Genomic DNA, 16,566 nt, shown 5'->3' with positions numbered 1-16,566 from the left:
CGTTCTCCCTTCGATGGTGCGATCGAGCATCGGGGACGGTCCTCGAACCTCGCTCGAGCGAGCGAGTCGAGTTGTTCTCGAGCGGTGGGGCGCAGGCTGTCGTTGTGATCGCCCGGCCGGCGCCGCCCGGATCGATCACCTGTTCCCGAGCACAGGAGACACGCGTGATGAAGTCAGCACACGGCCAGCACGGCGCCGCGGACTGGGTGCTCTGCCCGGCATGCCTGATCCCGCTGTACGGCAAGCGGTTCGCCCGCGACCTCGGCGTCTGCGGCGAATGCGGCAGGCACACGCCGATCACCGCGCGGCAGCGCATCGAGCAGCTCGCCGACGAGGGACGCTTCGAGTCGCTGCCGGTCGCCGCCACCGACGAAGACCCGCTGACCTTCACCGACACCAAGCCCTACCCGGACCGGCTGGCCGCCGCGCGCTCCCGCACCGGCATGCACGACGCGGTGCTGTGCGCGCTGGCCGCGATCGAGGGCAGGCCGGTGGTGATCGCCGCCATGGACTTCCGCTTCCTGGGCGGCAGCCTCGGCACCGCGGTCGGCGAAATGATCACCGTTGCCGCCGAAACCGCTCTGGCCCAACGTGTTCCGCTGATCATTGTCACCGCCTCCGGAGGCGCCCGGATGCAGGAGGGCCCGCTGTCGCTGATGCAGATGGCCAAGACCAGCGCGGCGCTGGAGCAACTGGACCGGGCGGGCATCCTCACCGTCACCCTGATCACCGACCCAACCTACGGCGGCGTCGCGGCTTCCTTCGCCACCCTTTCCGACGTGCTGATCGCCGAACCGGGCGCCCGGCTCGGGTTCGCCGGACGGCGAGTGATCGAGCAGACCATCCGGCAGGAATTGCCGCCGAAGTTCCAGACCGCCGAATTCCTGCTGGAACGCGGGCTCATCGACATGATCGTGCCGCGCGCGGGCCTGCGCCAGGCGCTCGGCGCACTGCTGCGGGCCGCGGGGCCGGTCGATTCCGCCGAGACCTTCGTCCCCGCCGACGCGGGCGTGATCACCGATCCGGCCCGCGTTCCCGCGACCGATCCCTGGACACAAGTGCGCCGGGCGCGGTCTCCGCAGCGGCCGACCGCGCTGGACTACTTCGCACTCGCCTTCGACGAGTTCCGCGAGCTGCGCGGCGACCGGATCTCCGGCGATTGCGCCGCGGTGGTCGGCGGAACGGCGTGGCTCGGCGGGCGGCCGGTCATGGTGATCGGCCACCAGAAAGGACACGACCCCAAGGAGCTGATGGAACGCAACTTCGGCATGCCGACTCCGGCCGGCTATCGCAAAGCGGCTCGTCTGATGCGCCTGGCCGAGAAGCTCGGGCTGCCCGTGGTCACCTTGATCGACACGCCCGGCGCGTATCCGGGCGCGACCGCCGAGGAGCAGGGGCAGGCGATCGTCATCGCGGAGAACATCCGGTTGATGTCCGCGCTGCGGGTGCCGGTGATCAGCGTGGTGATCGGCGAAGGCGGCAGCGGCGGGGCCCTGGCGCTCGGCGTCGCAAACCGGGTGCTGATGTTCGCGAACGGCACGTACTCGGTGATCAGCCCGGAAGGCTGCGCGGCGATCGTGTGGAACGATCCCGCCGCCGCACCGGAGGCCGCGGCCGCGCTGTCGCTGACCGCGCGGGATCTGCTGCGTCTCGGTGTCGTCGACGCGGTGCTGCCCGAGCCGGGCGACGACGTGGGCGCGGCCCCCGTGGCCGCGGCCGAACAGCTGCACCGGGCCCTGACCGCGACCCTCGGCGAACTGTCCGGTCGCAGCGGTGCGGAGCTGGCCGACGAGCGCCGCGCCCGGTTCCGGCGCTTCGGCGCGCGGCGGCAGGTCCTGGTCCGGTCGGTCGCGTAGGAGTGGCGCCATGTTCGAGAAGATCCTGATCGCCAACCGTGGTGAGATCGCGCTGCGCGTCGCGCGCACCTGCCGCGAACTCGGCGTGCGCACCGTCGCGGTGCACTCGGTCGCCGACGCCGAGTCGGCGGTGGTGCGTTTCGCCGACGAGGCGGTGCAGATCGGCCCGTCCGCGGCCAAGCGCAGTTATCTGAACGCCGCGGCGATCCTGGCCGCCGCCGAGCTCACCGGCGCGGACGCGATCCATCCCGGATACGGATTCCTCTCCGAGTCACCGGATTTCGCCGACGCGTGCCGGGCGGCGGGCGTCACGTTGATCGGGCCGCCCGCCGACGTGATGGCCCAGCTCGGCGACAAGCAGTCGGCGCGCACGCTGATGGCGAAGGCGGGACTGCCGCTGCTGCCGGGCAGCCTCGATCCGCTCGAACTCGACGAGGCGCACGCGCTCGCGGATTCGATCGGCTACCCGGTGATCGTCAAGGCGGCCGCGGGCGGAGGCGGGCGCGGCATGCAGGTGGTGCACGAGAGTGCGGCGTTCCCGCGCGCCTATCAGGAGACCAGGGCGACGGCGCGGATGCTGTTCGGCGACAGCCGGGTGTACCTGGAGAAGTACCTCGCCGCCGCCAGACACGTCGAGATCCAGGTGCTGTGCGATGCCTACGGCAATGGCGTGCACCTGGGTGAACGCGACTGCTCGGTGCAGCGCAGGCACCAGAAATTGATCGAGGAATCGCCTGCCCCGCTGCTGCCGGACGGTCTGGCCGAGCAAATGGGCGCATCCGCCGTGCACGGTGTGCTCGAGGCAGGGTATACCGGCGCGGGAACCGTGGAATTCCTGGTCGATCGGGACGGCAATTACTATTTCATGGAAGTGAACTGCCGAATTCAGGTCGAACATCCGGTCACCGAAATGGTGACAGGTATAGATCTCATCGCCGAGCAGATTCGAGTCGCGGCGGGGCAACCACTCGGCATCGATCAGGAAGATATCGTCCTGCGCGGCGCGGCGATCGAATGCCGGATCAATGCCGAAGACCCTGCCGCGGACTTCGCGCCCGCTCCGGGAATCCTGGCGGAATTCACCCCGCCCGGCGGCCCCTTCGTCCGCGTCGACACCCATGCGCACGCCGGTTATTCGATACCTCCGCACTATGATTCGCTGCTGGCCAAACTGGTGGTGTGGGCGCCGGACCGGGACCGGGCGCTGGCCCGGATGCGGCGGGCGCTGGCGGAATTCCGGATTTCCGGCGCCCGCGTCGCGACCACCCGGGATTTCCTGTACGAGGTGCTCGACCATCCAGCCATGCGCGCCGCCACGCACACCACCGGGCTGGTGGACGAGCTCCTCGGGCGGGGATGAGCGCGCCGGAGGTTCGCCCGGCCCGCGGCGATCGCGGCCGGGCGTCGGCGTCAGGCGGTCTCGGCGGCGGCGCGGCGCTCGGGGGAGTACCACCCGATCAGGTAACCGGCGTGGCGGCTGTTGAGCATCGCGCTCACCGAGTCGTCGGAGGCGGTCAGGATGTCCCGGTGCAACTTCTGCAGCTTCTGGCAGGGGTCGAGCCCCAGTTCGTCCTGCATGGACCGGCTGAACCGCTGGTAGGAGGCCAGGGCGCGAGCGCGCTGGCCCGACCGGCACAGGGCGAACATGTAGTACGCCTGGAGCCGCTCGTGCAGCGGATGCTGCATGGTCAGCCGCGCCAGGTCGGGACAGACCTCACGATGCCTGCCCAGTCGCAATTCCGCCTCCACGCGCAACTCGATGTTGGTCAGCCGCAGGTGATCCAGATGCGAGATCTCGGCGGCGAGCGGGATGCCACCCTCCACGTCCACCAGCGCGGGACCGCTCCACAGCGCTTCCGCGGCGCTGAACAGGTCCACCGCGCGCTCGTCGTCGCCGGTCTTGGCGGCGCATCGGGCGGCGTCGGACATGGACTGGTAGTCACGCAGGTCGAACACACAGTCCCGCACGTCGAAGGAATAGCCTTTGCTGCGCGTGCGCAAATAGCGTTCGGCCACCTCCGCCTGTCCGACTCCGAGTTGCTCCGCCATCTTCTTGCGAATGCCGAGCACGTATGTTTGCACGACCGTCACCGCGCTGCGCGGCGGATCGTCGTTCCACAGTTCTTCGATCAGGGCCGTCACCGGGACAACGGTGTCGTGCCGAACCAAAAGTAATGCCAGCAACTGCCGCTGCTTCTGCGCGGTCGGCGTCGCATTGTGATTGTTCAGGGCAAGCGTCAACGGACCTAGCACGCGTGCGCATACGGGATACTTCACTGGGAACTCTCCTACGGGCGAATTTCCCCCCGACCGACGTGAGATTCTCGATTCCCACCGCACTGTAGGCTTCGTCCACAGTAGCGAGAAATCCGTCTCGGCACCATGAATCCTGAGTAATATCGGAGTTAATTCCGTGCGCAGGCTCCGCGAATTCTCCTCGGCTGCAAGGAGATTGGCCCGTTATTTGCTCTCGCCGTCAGTTGCGGCGAATTCGTAGGATGTTGTCTTTTCGCGTGCCCGGCCTGCCCTCGGGGCTCGCGTGTTCGCGCTCGACCTCCTCGTCCACTTCCACGTGCCATTCGGCCGGATCCAGCGCGAGACCGGCCCGTACTTCGGCAGTGGTCGGGAAATGCACGTCGGCGGGTGGTTCCAGTACCCAGGAGGGCCATTGCGCGTGACCGACGATCAGCAACAGCCCGCCGGGAGCCACCGCATCGGCCGCCCGGCTCAGGATGCGCGTCCGTTCGCCGTCCTTCGCCGCCGGTGAGTGCAGATACTGCGCCGTGACGAGGTCGAAACTTCCCGCGGGGAAGGTGTGGTCCAGATCGTGCCGCTGCCAATCTATTTCGCCGTCGATTCCCTGGCGGGCCGCGTTCGTCCTGGCGCGGGCCAGCGCGGTCTCCGACACGTCGACCGCCGTGACCCGCCAGCCGCGCGCGGCCAGCCAGATCGCGTCGGCGCCCTCGGCGCAGCCCAGGTCCAGTGCGGTGCCAGGGGGGACGGCTTCGAGCTCACGCACCAACAAGAAGTTCGGCCGTCCGGACCAGATCTGGTCGCGCTCCTGGTAGAAGGCCTCCCAGTACTCGACAGTGGTCGGCGTCGTCCGGTCGGCGTGGTGATGGGGTGTCGCACTCATGCGTCCCACCATCCATCGGGCCGACTGGAACGGCAAATATCGTTGCCGGTTCGGCAACCCGCCCTGCCGGCTGTCCGCCCGGAGTCCCCGGCCGCCCGTGGGTCAGTAGTCCTCGAGCGGGTCGCGCAGGATCATGCCCTCGGCCGCGCGCAGGCGCGTGGTCATGGTCGTCAGCAGGTCGACGGAGTCCTCGGACAGGCCGATGGCCGTGTGCAGCAGCCTGCGCAGCCGCGGGCTGGCGAGCCGGTCGGCGAGGGTGTTGTCGTGCTCGGTCGGTTCGGCGTCGAGCTGTCGGTCGAGATTCACGGGAAGGTACTCACAATCGGTCATCGGGCCCCCAGGAAACCATGTCAATGCGACGCTCGTGCCTGGAACGACGCGGTGGGCACGGGCGAGATCGTTCCGGGGCGCAGCGTACATCGCGGACGGTCGGTCGCTGGACCGGGTCGAAATGGGTGCATGTGGCCTCCGTGCCGCAGTCGGGTCGGCGCGTCCGTGCCATGGCCGTGCCCGCTCCGGCGCCGAGATCGTGCCCATTGTTCCACTCTCCCTGGACAATTCGGCGCAGCGACCCCGTCTACGCAGGTTGCGGACGTGCTGCGGCACGCAGAAGCGCACGTCGTGCCAGGCAGCGGGTGCGGCCCGTTCCCAACTCTGGGAAATATCGCCTCGGCGACGCGGCCCCCGGAAAACCGGGAGATCAGCTCGTTCGCCCATGACACGATGGGGGCGGCCGAAGCAGGTACCGACCGACGAAGGGCCAGTCATGGGCAACCTCGACGACCGGGTGGCGGTGATCACCGGCGGCGCCCGCGGGCAGGGGCGCGCGCACGCCTTGGCGCTGGCGAACGCGGGCGCGGACATCGTGGTGTGCGATATCGCCGCACCGGTGCCCGGCCTGCCCTACGAGCTGAGCACCCCCGGCGACTTGGCCGAGACCGCCGCGCTGGTCGAGCGGACCGGCCGCCGCTGTGTCGCCGTCCGAGCCGACGTGCGCAGCCTGGAACAGATGCGGACGGTCGCCGAGCGCGCGCTCGAGGAGTTCGACCGCATCGACATCCTCGTCGCCAATGCGGGCATCGCGTCCAACTCGCCCGTCGCCGAGATGGACGAGCGGTTGTGGCGGGACATGATCGACACCAACCTGACGGGCGTGTTCCACAGCTTCCGCGCGGTCGTCCCGCACATGATCGAGCGCCGCTGGGGTCGCGTGGTGGCCACCTCCTCCATCGTGGCGAAGATGGGCGTGCGCAACGCGGCGCACTACGCCGCGAGCAAATGGGGCGTGCTCGGCTTGGTGAAGTCACTGTCGTTGGAAGTGGCGGAGTACGGCATCACGGTGAACGCGCTGCTGCCCTCCGGCGTGGACACCGACATGATCCAGAATCCGGCGACCTGGCGGCTCATGATGCCGGACAAGGAGAATCCCACCAGGGAGGACTGGATGGCGATCATCGAATCCGGGCCGCCCAACGGTGATCTGATCCAGCCCGCCGAGGTGGCCGAGGCGATGCTGCTGCTGGTCTCCGAGCACGGCCGCCACTTCAACGGCGAAGCCGTCACCATCTCCTGCGGCGGGAGCGCGAGCACCTCTTAGGGCTCCGGCCGCAAAAGTGCTTCCCGCCACGAAGTTCGCGCGCTGACTCTCGCCGGTCGCCTTCCTTGCGGCGGCTGGACTGAGCGTCCTGGTCGAGGCGCAGACCGAGGCGGCGCGCTCGCGCGGCCGGATGATGCTGACCACCACCGTGCGGCCGGTTACCGGGCGATCGAGATCACCGGCCTGGCCGACCGGTTCCAGCGGGTCTCCTCGCTCGGCGCGGCACTCATCGACCTCGCGCACGATTACGGCGAGACCGCCCGACCGGCGCGCAACCGCAAGTCGCTCGAAGGCGTGAGCGAAGAAACGGATGCTCGTCCGCGAAGTAGCGGGCGTCGCGCGACGCCCGCTACCGAACGCTCATGAGGCCGAGCCGGGCCCCAGCTGGCCCGCTTGTGCACGACTGGCTCGCCGGGCACGTCCCTCGCTGCCGGGCCGAGGCGAAGCCTGTCGCGAAGCGTCAGTGGCGACGTGACTCGATCGCGTCGCGGGCCGCGTGCGCGGTCTGGGCTCCACGCTCGCGCGCCAGGTGTGCCGCGTGCACACCGCGTTCCTTGGCGGCGTCGGCGAGCTCAGGCCCGCGCTCTTTCGCGATCTCCGCCCATTCGGCGCCGCGCTGCTTCGCCAGATCCGCGAGGTGAACGCTCTGCTCCTTGGCGACCTCCGCCCATTCGGCGCCGCGCTCCTTGGCGATCTCGGCCCATTCCGCGCCGCGCTCTTTCGCGATTTCCGCCCAGTCCGCGCCGCGTTCTTTGGCGATCTCCGCCCAGTCGGCACCGTGTTCTTTGGCGATCTCGGCCCACTCCTGCCCGTGCGTCTTGGCGGTCTCGGCCCAGTCGCTGCTGTGCTCTTTGGCCGATTCCGCCCACCCGGGCCGGTGCCGCTGGGCCGATTCGGCGAGTTCCGCCCCCTTGCTCGCGGCCACCGCGCCCACTGCCCGCGCCTTGTCCGCGGCCTCGTGCGCGTGCTTGCGCAGTGCCGCGCCGGTGGCGGTGTCCGAGGCCGCGCCGAACGGCAACGCCGCGGTCACCGCGGCGGCGGCATCGCGCGCGGCCCTGCGGCCACGCCAACCCAGCGAAGGCTTGCCCTCGGTGTCGGCGGCGGTGATCATCAGTCCGCCGAGCAGCCCGAGATCCTTCAGGAACGCGGTGCGCTTCGCCGACTTGCGGGCGGGATCCTGTTCGTTCCAGAAGTCCTGCTCGGTGACGGCCGCGGGCACGACGGTCGCGGCGAGCACCAAGGCGGCCAGTCGCGGCGCCTTGCCGAGGGCCAGCAGGACGCCGCCGCCCACCTGGGCGAAGGCGTTGACCTGCACGACGGTCGACGGATTCGATGGCAATTTCGCGGCGACCTCTGCGGGCAGCTGCCGTTGCCCCCGTTCCAGCAGTGCGTTCGCGGACTTCACCCGCTCGTCCGGGTGCCGCAGCGTATCGACCCCGTCGACCACGAACACGGTGGCCAGTAGCGGCCGGGCGAGTCGGCGCAACAACATGACAGAACCCCTTCCCTTAGATGGCGTCACAATTCGGATTCCCGCGCGATTCGTGACCAAACAAGCGGGTCCGCCGCCGTGTGAAAGCGGACTCATCCGGGTAACAGCTAATCGAGAGAGATCGATCCAGGGGGTAGAAGGCGCCGCCGCACCGCTCGTTCTCCCGCCCCTGCTCCGCCGGAAGGTATCCGCTGTGAACACCCATACGGCCACAACGGCTTTCGATGCCGTCGTCGCCGAGTTGCCCGCCGCGCCGAAGTGCACGTTCCGCTTCGATTCCGTGCCCTGCCGTCATCGCGCGGAATGGTTCATCCGTAAACGGTCCTGCTGCCATCCGGCGGGTGTGGATTTCCTCTGCGAGACCTGCCATACCCGCATCCACTGGATGCTGGACATGGGCATGGTGTTCGAATGCGCCGGATGCGGAGTGCACTCGGCCAGTTTCGCCGAACTGTGCCCGACCGTGGCTCCGCTCTGAGTGCGGCTCAGCGGCCGCCGGACTGCTCGCGGGCCGGGACGTCGGTCGCGGCCAGGAAGCCGGTGATGATCGAAGCGACCCGCTCCGGAGCCTCCACCATCGGAAGATGACCGCAGTCCGGTAGTTCCACCGCCGTGTGCGGGCGCAGCTTGCGGTTCAGCCGTCCGCCCGCCTTCGCCGACAGGATGCGGTTGCGCCGCCCCCAGATCGTGCAGATCGGCGGGAAACCGGCGGGCGGCTCGAAGGTGTCCAACGCGCGGTAGGACGGGAAATCCTGCACCAAGCCGTGCAGAGCTCGCAGCCTGCCCCGATCGGTCCAGTGCGCCCGCACGCGCGGCTCGTGCTGGGTGCGCAGACGCCGGCCGCGGGGGCCGAGCTGATTGCCGACGATCAGCGAGACCACCGGGTCCGGCAGGCTGATCCGGCGGGCCAGCGGCCCCAGCGGCAGCCGCGCGTCCAGCCAGGCCAAGCCCGCCGACTGTCCCGAACTCACAGTGTCCAAGGTGAGCGGATTGATCAGGACGAGCGCGCGCACCCGGTCGGGATGCCCCATGGCGTAGCGCAGCGAGGTGGCGCTGCCGAGACAGTTGCCGATCAGCACCACGTCGGTGACGCGTTGGGCGTCGAGGAACGCCGTGAGCATGTCGACGTAATCGGTGAGGCGGTAGCCGGTCGCGGGCTGGTCGGACTGCCCGTAGCCGGGCAGGTCGAGCGCGAAGACCTCATGCGAGTCCCGCAGTGCCGCGACTTGGTCGTCCCAGATGCGGCGTTGCGTGCCCGCGTTGTGCAGGAACACGACCGGAGACCCGCTGCCCGTGCGGTCGAAGACCACGGACCTGCCCCGATGTTCGAATACGTCCACGCTGACTCCCTACGAACCACCGGCGAGCGAACCGCCGGGTAGCAGCGATTTTACGTGGACGAACCGGACCGAGCGGGCGGTTGGACTATCCGGTGGCGGTCGCCGCGCGCAGGAAACGGCCGGTCCGCCGGGCGCCGAGCTCCGCGGCGGGCGCGCCGCCGCCGAACACCGGCACGCCGCCGACCAAGACCGCGGTGACCGCCTCGTCGTTGCGGTTCACCATGCGCGACAGGTTGTCGAAGGGGGCGATGGGGGATTCGTGGTAGGCGTCCAGCGAATCGTCCAGGCGAGCCGGATCGAGCACGACGACGTCCGCTCGGTCGCCCACCCGCAGATGTCCGGCGTCCAGGCCGTACCAGTCCGCGAGTTCGCCGGTGAGCCGGTGCACCGCCTGTTCCATCGACAGGAACGGACGGCCCGCGTTCGCGGCGTCGCGCACCCGGCGCAGGAAGCGGAGCCCGAAGTTGTAGAACGCCATGTTGCGCAGATGCGCTCCCGCGTCGGAGAAGCCCAATTGCACGCCGGGGTCGGCGGCGAGCCGATCGAGCACTTCCGGTCGGTGGTTGGAGATCGTCGTACGCCAGCGGACCTTGCCGCCGTGTTCCACCACGAGGTCGAGGAACGCGTCCACCGGGTGCGTGCCGCCGCGCTCCGCGCCCACCTCGCCGAAGGTCTTGCCGATCACGCTCGCGTCCGGGCATTCCACGATCCGCGCATCGAAGAAATCACGGTGCCACACCCGTGGACCGAATTTCTTGTCGTAGTCCTTGCGGAAGCGGCGCCGGTACTGCTGGTCGCGCAACAGTTCCCGGCGCTTGTCCACTTGGTCGGCGAGGTGCAGCGCTTCGGCGCCGGAACCGAACTCCTCGAACACCACCAGGTCGATGCCGTCGGCGTAGACCTCGAACGGCACCGGAAGGTGTTGCCAGCGGAAATCGCCGCCCAGCGCGTTGAGCACTCGCGCGATCAGCGGGAAAAGGTACGCGATGCCGGGAATGGCCTTGAGGTCGGCGGCAGAGAGCAGGCTGACCTTCAGCGGCTTGCGGAACAGGCCGAGGCTACCGGCCGCCATCGTCACCAGGCTCTGCGGGCGGGACACGTCGGGTCCGCCCTGTAGTGCCCGCCCGCGCCGGCGCAAGATGGCGTTGAGCCTGCGCCGTTCCCGGGTGGTCGCGTAGGTGGACGGCAGGGTGCGCGATCGGCACACCGCACCGTCGAGTTTGTCGAACAGCAGCTGCTGGGAGGACATGCCGACGAACCCGGCGTCCAGCGCCTCGGTCAGCTTCGCCGCCATCCCCGCCAGTTCGGCGGCATCGGGCCGGACGTCCTTGCGGGTCGCGCGCTCCAGACCCATTTCCGCGGCGCGGATGTCCGAATGCCCGATGAACGCGGCCACATTCGGGCCCAGCGGCAGTTGTTCCAGGGCGGCCGCGTATTCGTGCGCCGAGCGCCAGGTCTTGTGCTCGCCGACCGCGGCGAGGACGTGCTTGCGCGGAATCGCCTCGACCCGTGCGAACAGGTCGCCCGCGTCGGAGGCGTCGACGTGGACGGTCGACAGCGAGCACGAGCCCAGCAGGACCGTGGTGATGCCGTGGCGCAGCGATTCGGTCAGCGCGGGATGCTGGAGCACCTCCACGTCGTAGTGGGTGTGGATGTCGAGCATGCCCGGGATCACCCATTTCCCGGTGGCGTCCACGATGTTCGGACAGTCGGGGTCCTCGATCGAGTCGGCCGAGACGGTCGCGACGCGCCCGTCTCGGATGCCGAGGTGCCGGATCGCCGAGGGCGCGCCGGTGCCGTCGAACCACTGGCCGTTCGCGATGATGGTGTCGTACATGGCTTTACACCTCGAGATCGGCGCGTATGACCTTGCCGGTCGCGTTGCGCGGTAGTGCGGTGGTGGTGAGCCGCCAGCGGGCGGGCACCTTGTAGTAGGCGAGCCGCTCGGCGGCGAACGCGCGCAGCTCCTCTTCGCTTGTCGCCGTGACGCTTTCGACCACGACCACGGCGGCGACCTGCTGTCCGAGGTCGGCGTCGGGTACCCCGAGCACCGCGCACTCGCGCACCGCCGGATGCTCCTCGAGGCACTGCTCGATCTCCGTGGGATAGACGTTCTCCCCGCCGCGCAGGATGAGATCCGAACGACGCCCGGACAAGCGCAGCCTGCCGTCCTCCAGCACCCCGATATCGCCCGTGCGCAACCAGCGGTCGGCGGTGATCGCCGCGGCGGTCGCTGCCTCGTTCTGCCAGTAGCCCAGCATCACGTAAGGGCTGCGCACGCAGATCTCGCCTTCGGTGCCGTCGGGGACCACGTTGCCCGCGCTGTCGCGGATCTCCAGCGCGACCCCGACGACCGGACGACCGACGGTGTCCGGGAACGCCGCCAGCTCGGCCGGGCTCGCCAGCGTCGCGGCGGTGCTGCATTCGGTGAGCCCGTAACTGGTCACCAGCGCGTTGCGGGCGACGGGCAGCTGATCGCGCAGCTTCTCCTGCAACGCGGCCGAGGACGGCGCGGAGTTCAGCGAGAAGGAAGTGAGCGAGGACAGGTCGTAGTCGGACAGGTCGAGTTCGAGCATCCTGGTCGCCATGGTCGGCATGGCGCCCCAGTTGGTGACCCGCTGCGCCTCGATCAGCCGCAGCACCCGGTCGGCGTCGAACGAGCCCTGGTGGATCACCGCCGCGTCACCGCTGACCAGCCGGGGAACCACCAGGTTGTGCAGGCTGGCGATGTGGAACAGCGGCGAGGTGAGCAGGAAGCGCCGCCCGCTCGGCAGTTCGTCCGCCCCGGTGAGCGCGGCGGCCAGCGCGTCGTTGAAGAGGTGATAGTCGGTGACCGCCACCAGGTTTCGGTGCGAGTGCACCGCCCCTTTGGGTCGGCCGCTGGTGCCGCTGGTGTACAGGATCACCGCGGGATCGTCTTCGTCGATCTCGGTGTCGGGCAGGTCGTCGGTGCGGTATTCGGCCAGCAGCGCGGGTATGTCGTGTTCCATGGTGAGCACCGGGACCGGGATATCCAGTTCCGCCACCAGCGCCGCGCGCTTCGCGTCGACCACGAGCACGGAGGGGCTGGTGTGCTCGACGCCGTAGGCGATCTCGCGCGGCGCCCACCACGCGTTGTAACCCACCGCGATCGCGCCGAGCGCTTGGGCCGCCCAGAAGGTGAGCACCCACTCGGGCGTGTTCGCGGCGAGAATGCCCACGCGGTCGCCCTTGCCGACGCCGAAGCGGTCGCGCAGGGCCGTGGCCAGTGCCGCGACCGCGGCGGCGTGCTCGGTGAACGACATCCTGCGGTCCGCGGTGACCAGATAGTCCCGGTCGCCGTGCGCGGCCCCGGCGACGAGCACTTCCCGCAGCGAGGACTTGCGATGGCGCACCACCGGCAGCGGCGCGCCGAGCACGTCCTCGACCACCATCTCGAATCGACCGCCGGGTCCGGTGAGCCTGCTCGCGGCCTGTGCCACGAACGTCTGCGGGTCGATTGCTTTTGTCATATCGGATACTTCCTCGTCACTGCGCAAGGGTTGATTCGTCACGGCTCTGGGATCAGCACGGCGCGGCCGGTGATCAGCCCGCGCTCCAGCCGGTCGAGGGCGGCGCGGCCGTCGGCCAGCGGGTAGCGCTCCACTTCGGCGCGCAGCTTGCCCGCCGCGGCCAACGCCACGGCGTCGATCAAGTCGGATCTGGTGCCGCCGTAGGATTTCCGGACCGTGGCGCCCCACGGCCAGCCCGTGCCGGTGGCGGGCGCCGCCGTGATCTCCGGCGCGCCACCGCCGAGGCCGACCATGCGGTAGGCCCCGTCGGGCGCCACCGATTCCACCGCGAGCCGCGCGGTGGCGTCGACGCCGACAAAGTCGAACACCGCGTCCGCGCCGCGACCTGCGGTCCGGTCGAGGATCTCCTTCGCCGTGTCGTCGCCCGCGAGAAGTCCTTCGGCCGCACCGCACCGCGCGGCGAGTTCGAGCTTGTCGGCGCTCACGTCCACGGCCAGCACCTTGGCCGCCGTGGTCGCGGCGAGGATCTGCACCGCGAGGTGGCCGAGCCCGCCGATCCCGACGACCACCGCCACCGACCCCGGCCCCAGCCGATCACGAGCGCCGCGGATGGCGTGGTAGCTCGACAGCGCGGCGTCGGCCAGCGGCGCGGCCTCGGCGAAGTCGAGGTCGCCGATCGGCACGAACGAACTCGCGGGCACCCGGATGTAGTCGGCCATCCCGCCGTCCGGCCCGAGTCCGGGGCACGGCGGCATGGCGGTGCGACCCGCGGCGAGGCAGACGTTCTCGTTGCCGCCGACGCACTCCCGGCAGACCCCGCACGACCAGCACAGATACACGATGCCGCGCTCGCCCGCCCGGCGGCCGCCGACCCCGGCGCCGACGGCTTCGATGGTGCCCGCGATCTCGTGGCCGAGGGTCAACGGTTCCTCGCGCATCCGGAAGGGGATGTGCAGCACGTGCAGATCCGAATGGCAGATGCCCGCCGCGCCGACCCGCAGCAGCAGATCGGTGGGACCGATCTCCGGAATCGGTACCTCGCGCAGTTCCAGCACACCGGGCTCGGTGAGCTGCAGTGCCCGCATCATCCGCGCACCGCCGCGAATGTCGCGCGCAGATAGGCATCGCCGCGGTCGGAGCCGATCAGCCCCGGCGCCATCCGGTTCATGGCGTAGGCGAAGGTGGTGCGGTGCTCGAGGTCGTTGACCACCATCGCGCCTCCGTACCCGGCCCACCAGCACACCCGGCCGTCGGGAACCTGCGGGGCGGTCTGCCGCTGCGGCAGACCGTAGCCGATGCCGAATCGCAGCGGCACCGCAAGCGCGAGATCCACGCCGTCGGACTGCTGCTGGAAGATCAGCTCGATCGTCCGCTCCGACAGCAGCCGCCGTCCGGCCAGTTCGCCGCCGCAGGACACCAGCGATTGCACCCGCGCCACCGAACGGGCGTTGCCGTGGCCGTTCACCGCGCCGATCTCGGCTTGCCGCCACCCGGCGCTCGCCGTCTCGGCGATGTCGAGCAGCGGGCTGGTGAGCGTCTTGACCAGCACGCTTTCCTGGTCGAGCGCGGCCATGTCGAATTCCGGCATGGCGGGCGGGATCAAGGTCGCGATCCGCCCGTGGTGCTCGGGCGCGGTGCCGATGTGGAAGTCCGCGCCCAGCGGCCCGGCGAGCTCATCGGCGAAGAACTCGCCCAGCGAGCGTCCGGTGACGCGGCGGATCACCGCGCCGATCAGGTGGCCGTAGGCCAGCGCGTGGTAGCCGGAGGCGGTGCCGGGCTCCCACCACGGCGGCTGGCTCGCGAGACGGGCGGCGGAGGCTTCCGCGTCGTAGATATCGGCGAGCTCGATCGGCGGCTGCCACCCGGAGACGCCGGAGGTGTGCGCGAGCAGATGACGAATCTCGATGTCGCCCTTGCCGTTCGCCGCGAATTCCGGCCAGTACCTGGCCACCTTCGCGTGCACGTCCAGTTCGCCGCGCTCGACCAGCAGCAGGGCGCACAGCGCGGTCATGGTCTTGGTGATGGAGAAGACGTTGACCAAGGTGTCCTCGGTCCACGGCTGCGTGCGTTCCCGGTCGCGGTAGCCGCCCCAGAGGTCGACGACCGTTTCGCCGTCGACGGTGACGCAGATCGATGCGCCCAGCTCGTCGCCGGAGGCGAGCCGGGACTCCAGTTCCGTGCGGACCCGTGCGAATCGTTCGGCGCAGAATCCCGAGGTGGCGGTGCCCGTGGTAGTGGTCATCGCCGCCTCACACGTGTTCGGGCGTGCGGCCGGGAACCGGCAGCGCGTTTCCCGCGGCGGTGGCGCGTTTCGCGCCGCGCGCCAGCTCCCGCCGCATGTCCCGCACGTACGGTTCGAATTCGATCTGGATGGTGTGCCGGGGCGAGTCGTAGTAGCGCCCCGACCTGGCCGACTCCGCGGACCGCATGGCCGCCCGCATCTCCTCCGCGGGCGGCAGGTGGTAGCGGCCGGTCAGATAGGCGGCGACCAGCTTGCTCTGCTGCTCGGCGAAGTTCACCAGCGTGGGCAGCGGCTGGGCCAGCCCGAGGAAGAACAGGTTGTCGATGCCGGGCTTCACCATCTGCTTGAACAGCGGGAAGCGATTGTCGCTGTCGGGCAGCAGTTCCGGATCGGAGAAGAACGGGAAGGAAATGCGGTAACCGGTGGCGCAGACGATCACGTCCACCTCCTCGGCGCTGCCGTCGGCGAAGCGCACCCGCGAACCTTCCAGCGCGGTGATCGCGGGCTTGAACGTGACGTCGCCGCAGCCCGCGCGGTGCAGGAACTCCTCGCTCGCCGATGGATGCGCCTCGAAGGGCAGGTGGTCGGGCTTGGGCAGGCCGTAGTCCTCCATGTTGCCGCGGAATTTGCGGACGAAACGCTGCTTGAGTTTCAGGCCCAGCTTCGGCGGCATCCACCGTGGCATCGAGCGTTTGTCGCCGACCTTGCCGTTGACGTACTTCGGCAGTACCCAGACTCCGCGCCGGGCGGAGACGTAGAGCTTCGTCGCGATGAACCGCTGCGACAGCTCGGAGGCGATGTCCAGGCCCGAGTTGCCCATGCCGACCACCACGACGCGCTTGCCGCGCATGTCGACCGGGTCGAACGGGTCGTTGTAGGCGTGGCTGTGCAGCAGCGTGCCGTCGAATTCGCCCGGGTAGTCCGGAAGGCGGGGATCCCAGTGGTGCCCGTTGCAGACGATGAGCGCGTCGTAGTCCTTGGTGCTCCCGTCGCTCGTGCTGATCAGCCAGCGGCCGTCCGTCCCGCGCTCGGCCGCGGTCACCCTGGTGCCGAACACGATCCGGTCGCGGATGCCGAAATGGTCGACGTAGTCGCGGAAGTACTGGAACAGCTGCGAATGGTGGGGAAAGTCCGGCCACTCGTCGGGCGCCGGATAGTCCTCGAAGGCCAGGCGGAACTTGGACGTGTCGATGTGCAGGCTCTGGTAGCACGCCGACATGCCGTTGGGGTTCTTGAAGTACCAGTTGCCCCCGACTTCGTCGGACGCTTCGTAGCAGTCGAACGGTATGCCGTAATCGTTCAGGCGTTTGGCGGCGGTGATCCCGGAGGGACCCGCCCCGATCACGCAGACGCGGGGGAGTGCGGTTGACGTCATTCACTGTCCTCGTGCTGGAGGCCGTCGTCGGTGACGG

14 protein-coding genes are annotated in these 16,566 nt (G+C 69.5%); 4 read left to right on the top strand and 10 right to left on the bottom strand.

Annotated features, from left to right (window positions below; all coding sequences use genetic code 11):
• The first annotated feature begins 167 nt into the window (after window positions 1-167).
• Together accA and ABZW96_RS24215 are read left to right on the top strand one after the other, a co-directional pair.
• Window positions 168-1,856, top strand: a complete 1,689-nt coding sequence (gene accA, locus ABZW96_RS24220; protein ID WP_355077928.1) for an acetyl-CoA carboxylase carboxyl transferase subunit alpha — start codon at window positions 168-170, stop codon at window positions 1,854-1,856.
• A 10-nt stretch (window positions 1,857-1,866) separates the two neighbouring features.
• A complete protein-coding gene (locus ABZW96_RS24215) occupies window positions 1,867-3,216 on the top strand; it encodes an acetyl-CoA carboxylase biotin carboxylase subunit (protein ID WP_355077908.1) in 1,350 nt (449 codons plus the stop codon).
• A 50-nt stretch (window positions 3,217-3,266) separates the two neighbouring features.
• Here ABZW96_RS24215 and ABZW96_RS24210 read toward each other — a convergent pair whose 3' ends face one another.
• The 3 genes from ABZW96_RS24210 to ABZW96_RS24200 all read right to left on the bottom strand — a co-directional run bounded on the left by ABZW96_RS24210 (window position 3,267) and on the right by ABZW96_RS24200 (window position 5,298).
• Entirely contained in the window at window positions 3,267-4,133 is an 867-nt protein-coding gene (locus tag ABZW96_RS24210; protein WP_355077907.1) for an AfsR/SARP family transcriptional regulator, read from the bottom strand.
• 199 nt (window positions 4,134-4,332) lie between these two features.
• Complete coding sequence (locus ABZW96_RS24205) at window positions 4,333-4,992, bottom strand: class I SAM-dependent methyltransferase (protein WP_355077906.1); 660 nt, start codon at window positions 4,990-4,992, stop codon at window positions 4,333-4,335.
• A gap of 102 nt (window positions 4,993-5,094) precedes the next feature.
• A complete protein-coding gene (locus tag ABZW96_RS24200) occupies window positions 5,095-5,298 on the bottom strand; it encodes a hypothetical protein (protein ID WP_355077905.1) in 204 nt (67 codons plus the stop codon).
• Between the two features lie 460 nt (window positions 5,299-5,758).
• Here ABZW96_RS24200 and ABZW96_RS24195 point away from each other — a divergent pair, with 460 nt between their 5' ends.
• Complete coding sequence (locus ABZW96_RS24195) at window positions 5,759-6,589, top strand: mycofactocin-coupled SDR family oxidoreductase (protein ID WP_355077904.1); 831 nt, start codon at window positions 5,759-5,761, stop codon at window positions 6,587-6,589.
• A 460-nt stretch (window positions 6,590-7,049) separates the two neighbouring features.
• Here ABZW96_RS24195 and ABZW96_RS24190 read toward each other — a convergent pair whose 3' ends face one another.
• Window positions 7,050-8,081, bottom strand: coding sequence for a DoxX family membrane protein (locus tag ABZW96_RS24190; RefSeq protein WP_355077903.1), 1,032 nt, complete (start codon window positions 8,079-8,081; stop codon window positions 7,050-7,052).
• 193 nt (window positions 8,082-8,274) lie between these two features.
• Between ABZW96_RS24190 and ABZW96_RS24185 the strand changes: the two genes are divergently transcribed.
• Complete coding sequence (locus ABZW96_RS24185) at window positions 8,275-8,559, top strand: hypothetical protein (protein WP_355077902.1); 285 nt, start codon at window positions 8,275-8,277, stop codon at window positions 8,557-8,559.
• A 7-nt stretch (window positions 8,560-8,566) separates the two neighbouring features.
• On the opposite strand, the gene ABZW96_RS24180 is transcribed toward ABZW96_RS24185, so the two are convergent.
• The 6 genes from ABZW96_RS24180 to ABZW96_RS24155 form a co-directional block, all read right to left on the bottom strand.
• Window positions 8,567-9,421: an alpha/beta hydrolase gene (locus ABZW96_RS24180; protein WP_355077901.1), complete on the bottom strand. Its 855-nt coding sequence runs from the start codon at window positions 9,419-9,421 to the stop codon at window positions 8,567-8,569.
• Between the two features lie 85 nt (window positions 9,422-9,506).
• Window positions 9,507-11,258, bottom strand: a complete 1,752-nt coding sequence (locus ABZW96_RS24175) for an amidohydrolase family protein (RefSeq protein ID WP_355077900.1) — start codon at window positions 11,256-11,258, stop codon at window positions 9,507-9,509.
• Window positions 11,259-11,262: 4 nt separating this feature from the next.
• On the bottom strand, window positions 11,263-12,912 hold the full coding sequence (locus tag ABZW96_RS24170; RefSeq protein WP_355077899.1) for a class I adenylate-forming enzyme family protein: 1,650 nt from the start codon (window positions 12,910-12,912) through the stop codon (window positions 11,263-11,265).
• A 38-nt stretch (window positions 12,913-12,950) separates the two neighbouring features.
• A complete protein-coding gene (locus tag ABZW96_RS24165) occupies window positions 12,951-13,997 on the bottom strand; it encodes an NAD(P)-dependent alcohol dehydrogenase (protein WP_355077927.1) in 1,047 nt (348 codons plus the stop codon).
• The gene (locus ABZW96_RS24160; protein ID WP_355077898.1) at window positions 13,997-15,154 is read right to left on the bottom strand and encodes a serine hydrolase domain-containing protein; all 1,158 of its coding nucleotides are present in this window, start codon (window positions 15,152-15,154) and stop codon (window positions 13,997-13,999) included. The genes ABZW96_RS24165 and ABZW96_RS24160 overlap by 1 nt, the downstream gene beginning before the upstream one ends.
• A gap of 7 nt (window positions 15,155-15,161) precedes the next feature.
• Window positions 15,162-16,529: an NAD(P)-binding domain-containing protein gene (locus ABZW96_RS24155; protein ID WP_355077897.1), complete on the bottom strand. Its 1,368-nt coding sequence runs from the start codon at window positions 16,527-16,529 to the stop codon at window positions 15,162-15,164.
• Window positions 16,530-16,566 lie beyond the last annotated feature (37 nt).

This window comes from Nocardia sp. NPDC004168 (assembly GCF_040610355.1).
GTDB lineage: Bacteria > Actinomycetota > Actinomycetes > Mycobacteriales > Mycobacteriaceae > Nocardia > Nocardia sichangensis.
This window is presented reverse-complemented; position numbering and strand designations above follow the sequence as displayed.

Bases quoted from the DNA above. Each gene is read 5' to 3' on its own strand.
- ABZW96_RS24165 (WP_355077927.1), bottom strand. From the start codon at position 13,997: ATGCGGGCACTGCAGCTCACCGAGCCCGGTGTGCTGGAACTGCGCGAG.
- ABZW96_RS24215 (WP_355077908.1), top strand. From the start codon at position 1,867: ATGTTCGAGAAGATCCTGATCGCCAACCGTGGTGAGATCGCGCTGCGC.
- ABZW96_RS24170 (WP_355077899.1), bottom strand. From the start codon at position 12,912: ATGACAAAAGCAATCGACCCGCAGACGTTCGTGGCACAGGCCGCGAGC.
- ABZW96_RS24160 (WP_355077898.1), bottom strand. From the start codon at position 15,154: ATGACCACTACCACGGGCACCGCCACCTCGGGATTCTGCGCCGAACGA.
- accA (WP_355077928.1), top strand. From the start codon at position 168: ATGAAGTCAGCACACGGCCAGCACGGCGCCGCGGACTGGGTGCTCTGC.
- ABZW96_RS24175 (WP_355077900.1), bottom strand. From the start codon at position 11,258: ATGTACGACACCATCATCGCGAACGGCCAGTGGTTCGACGGCACCGGC.
- ABZW96_RS24190 (WP_355077903.1), bottom strand. From the start codon at position 8,081: ATGTTGTTGCGCCGACTCGCCCGGCCGCTACTGGCCACCGTGTTCGTG.
- ABZW96_RS24155 (WP_355077897.1), bottom strand. From the start codon at position 16,529: ATGACGTCAACCGCACTCCCCCGCGTCTGCGTGATCGGGGCGGGTCCC.
- ABZW96_RS24195 (WP_355077904.1), top strand. From the start codon at position 5,759: ATGGGCAACCTCGACGACCGGGTGGCGGTGATCACCGGCGGCGCCCGC.
- ABZW96_RS24205 (WP_355077906.1), bottom strand. From the start codon at position 4,992: ATGAGTGCGACACCCCATCACCACGCCGACCGGACGACGCCGACCACT.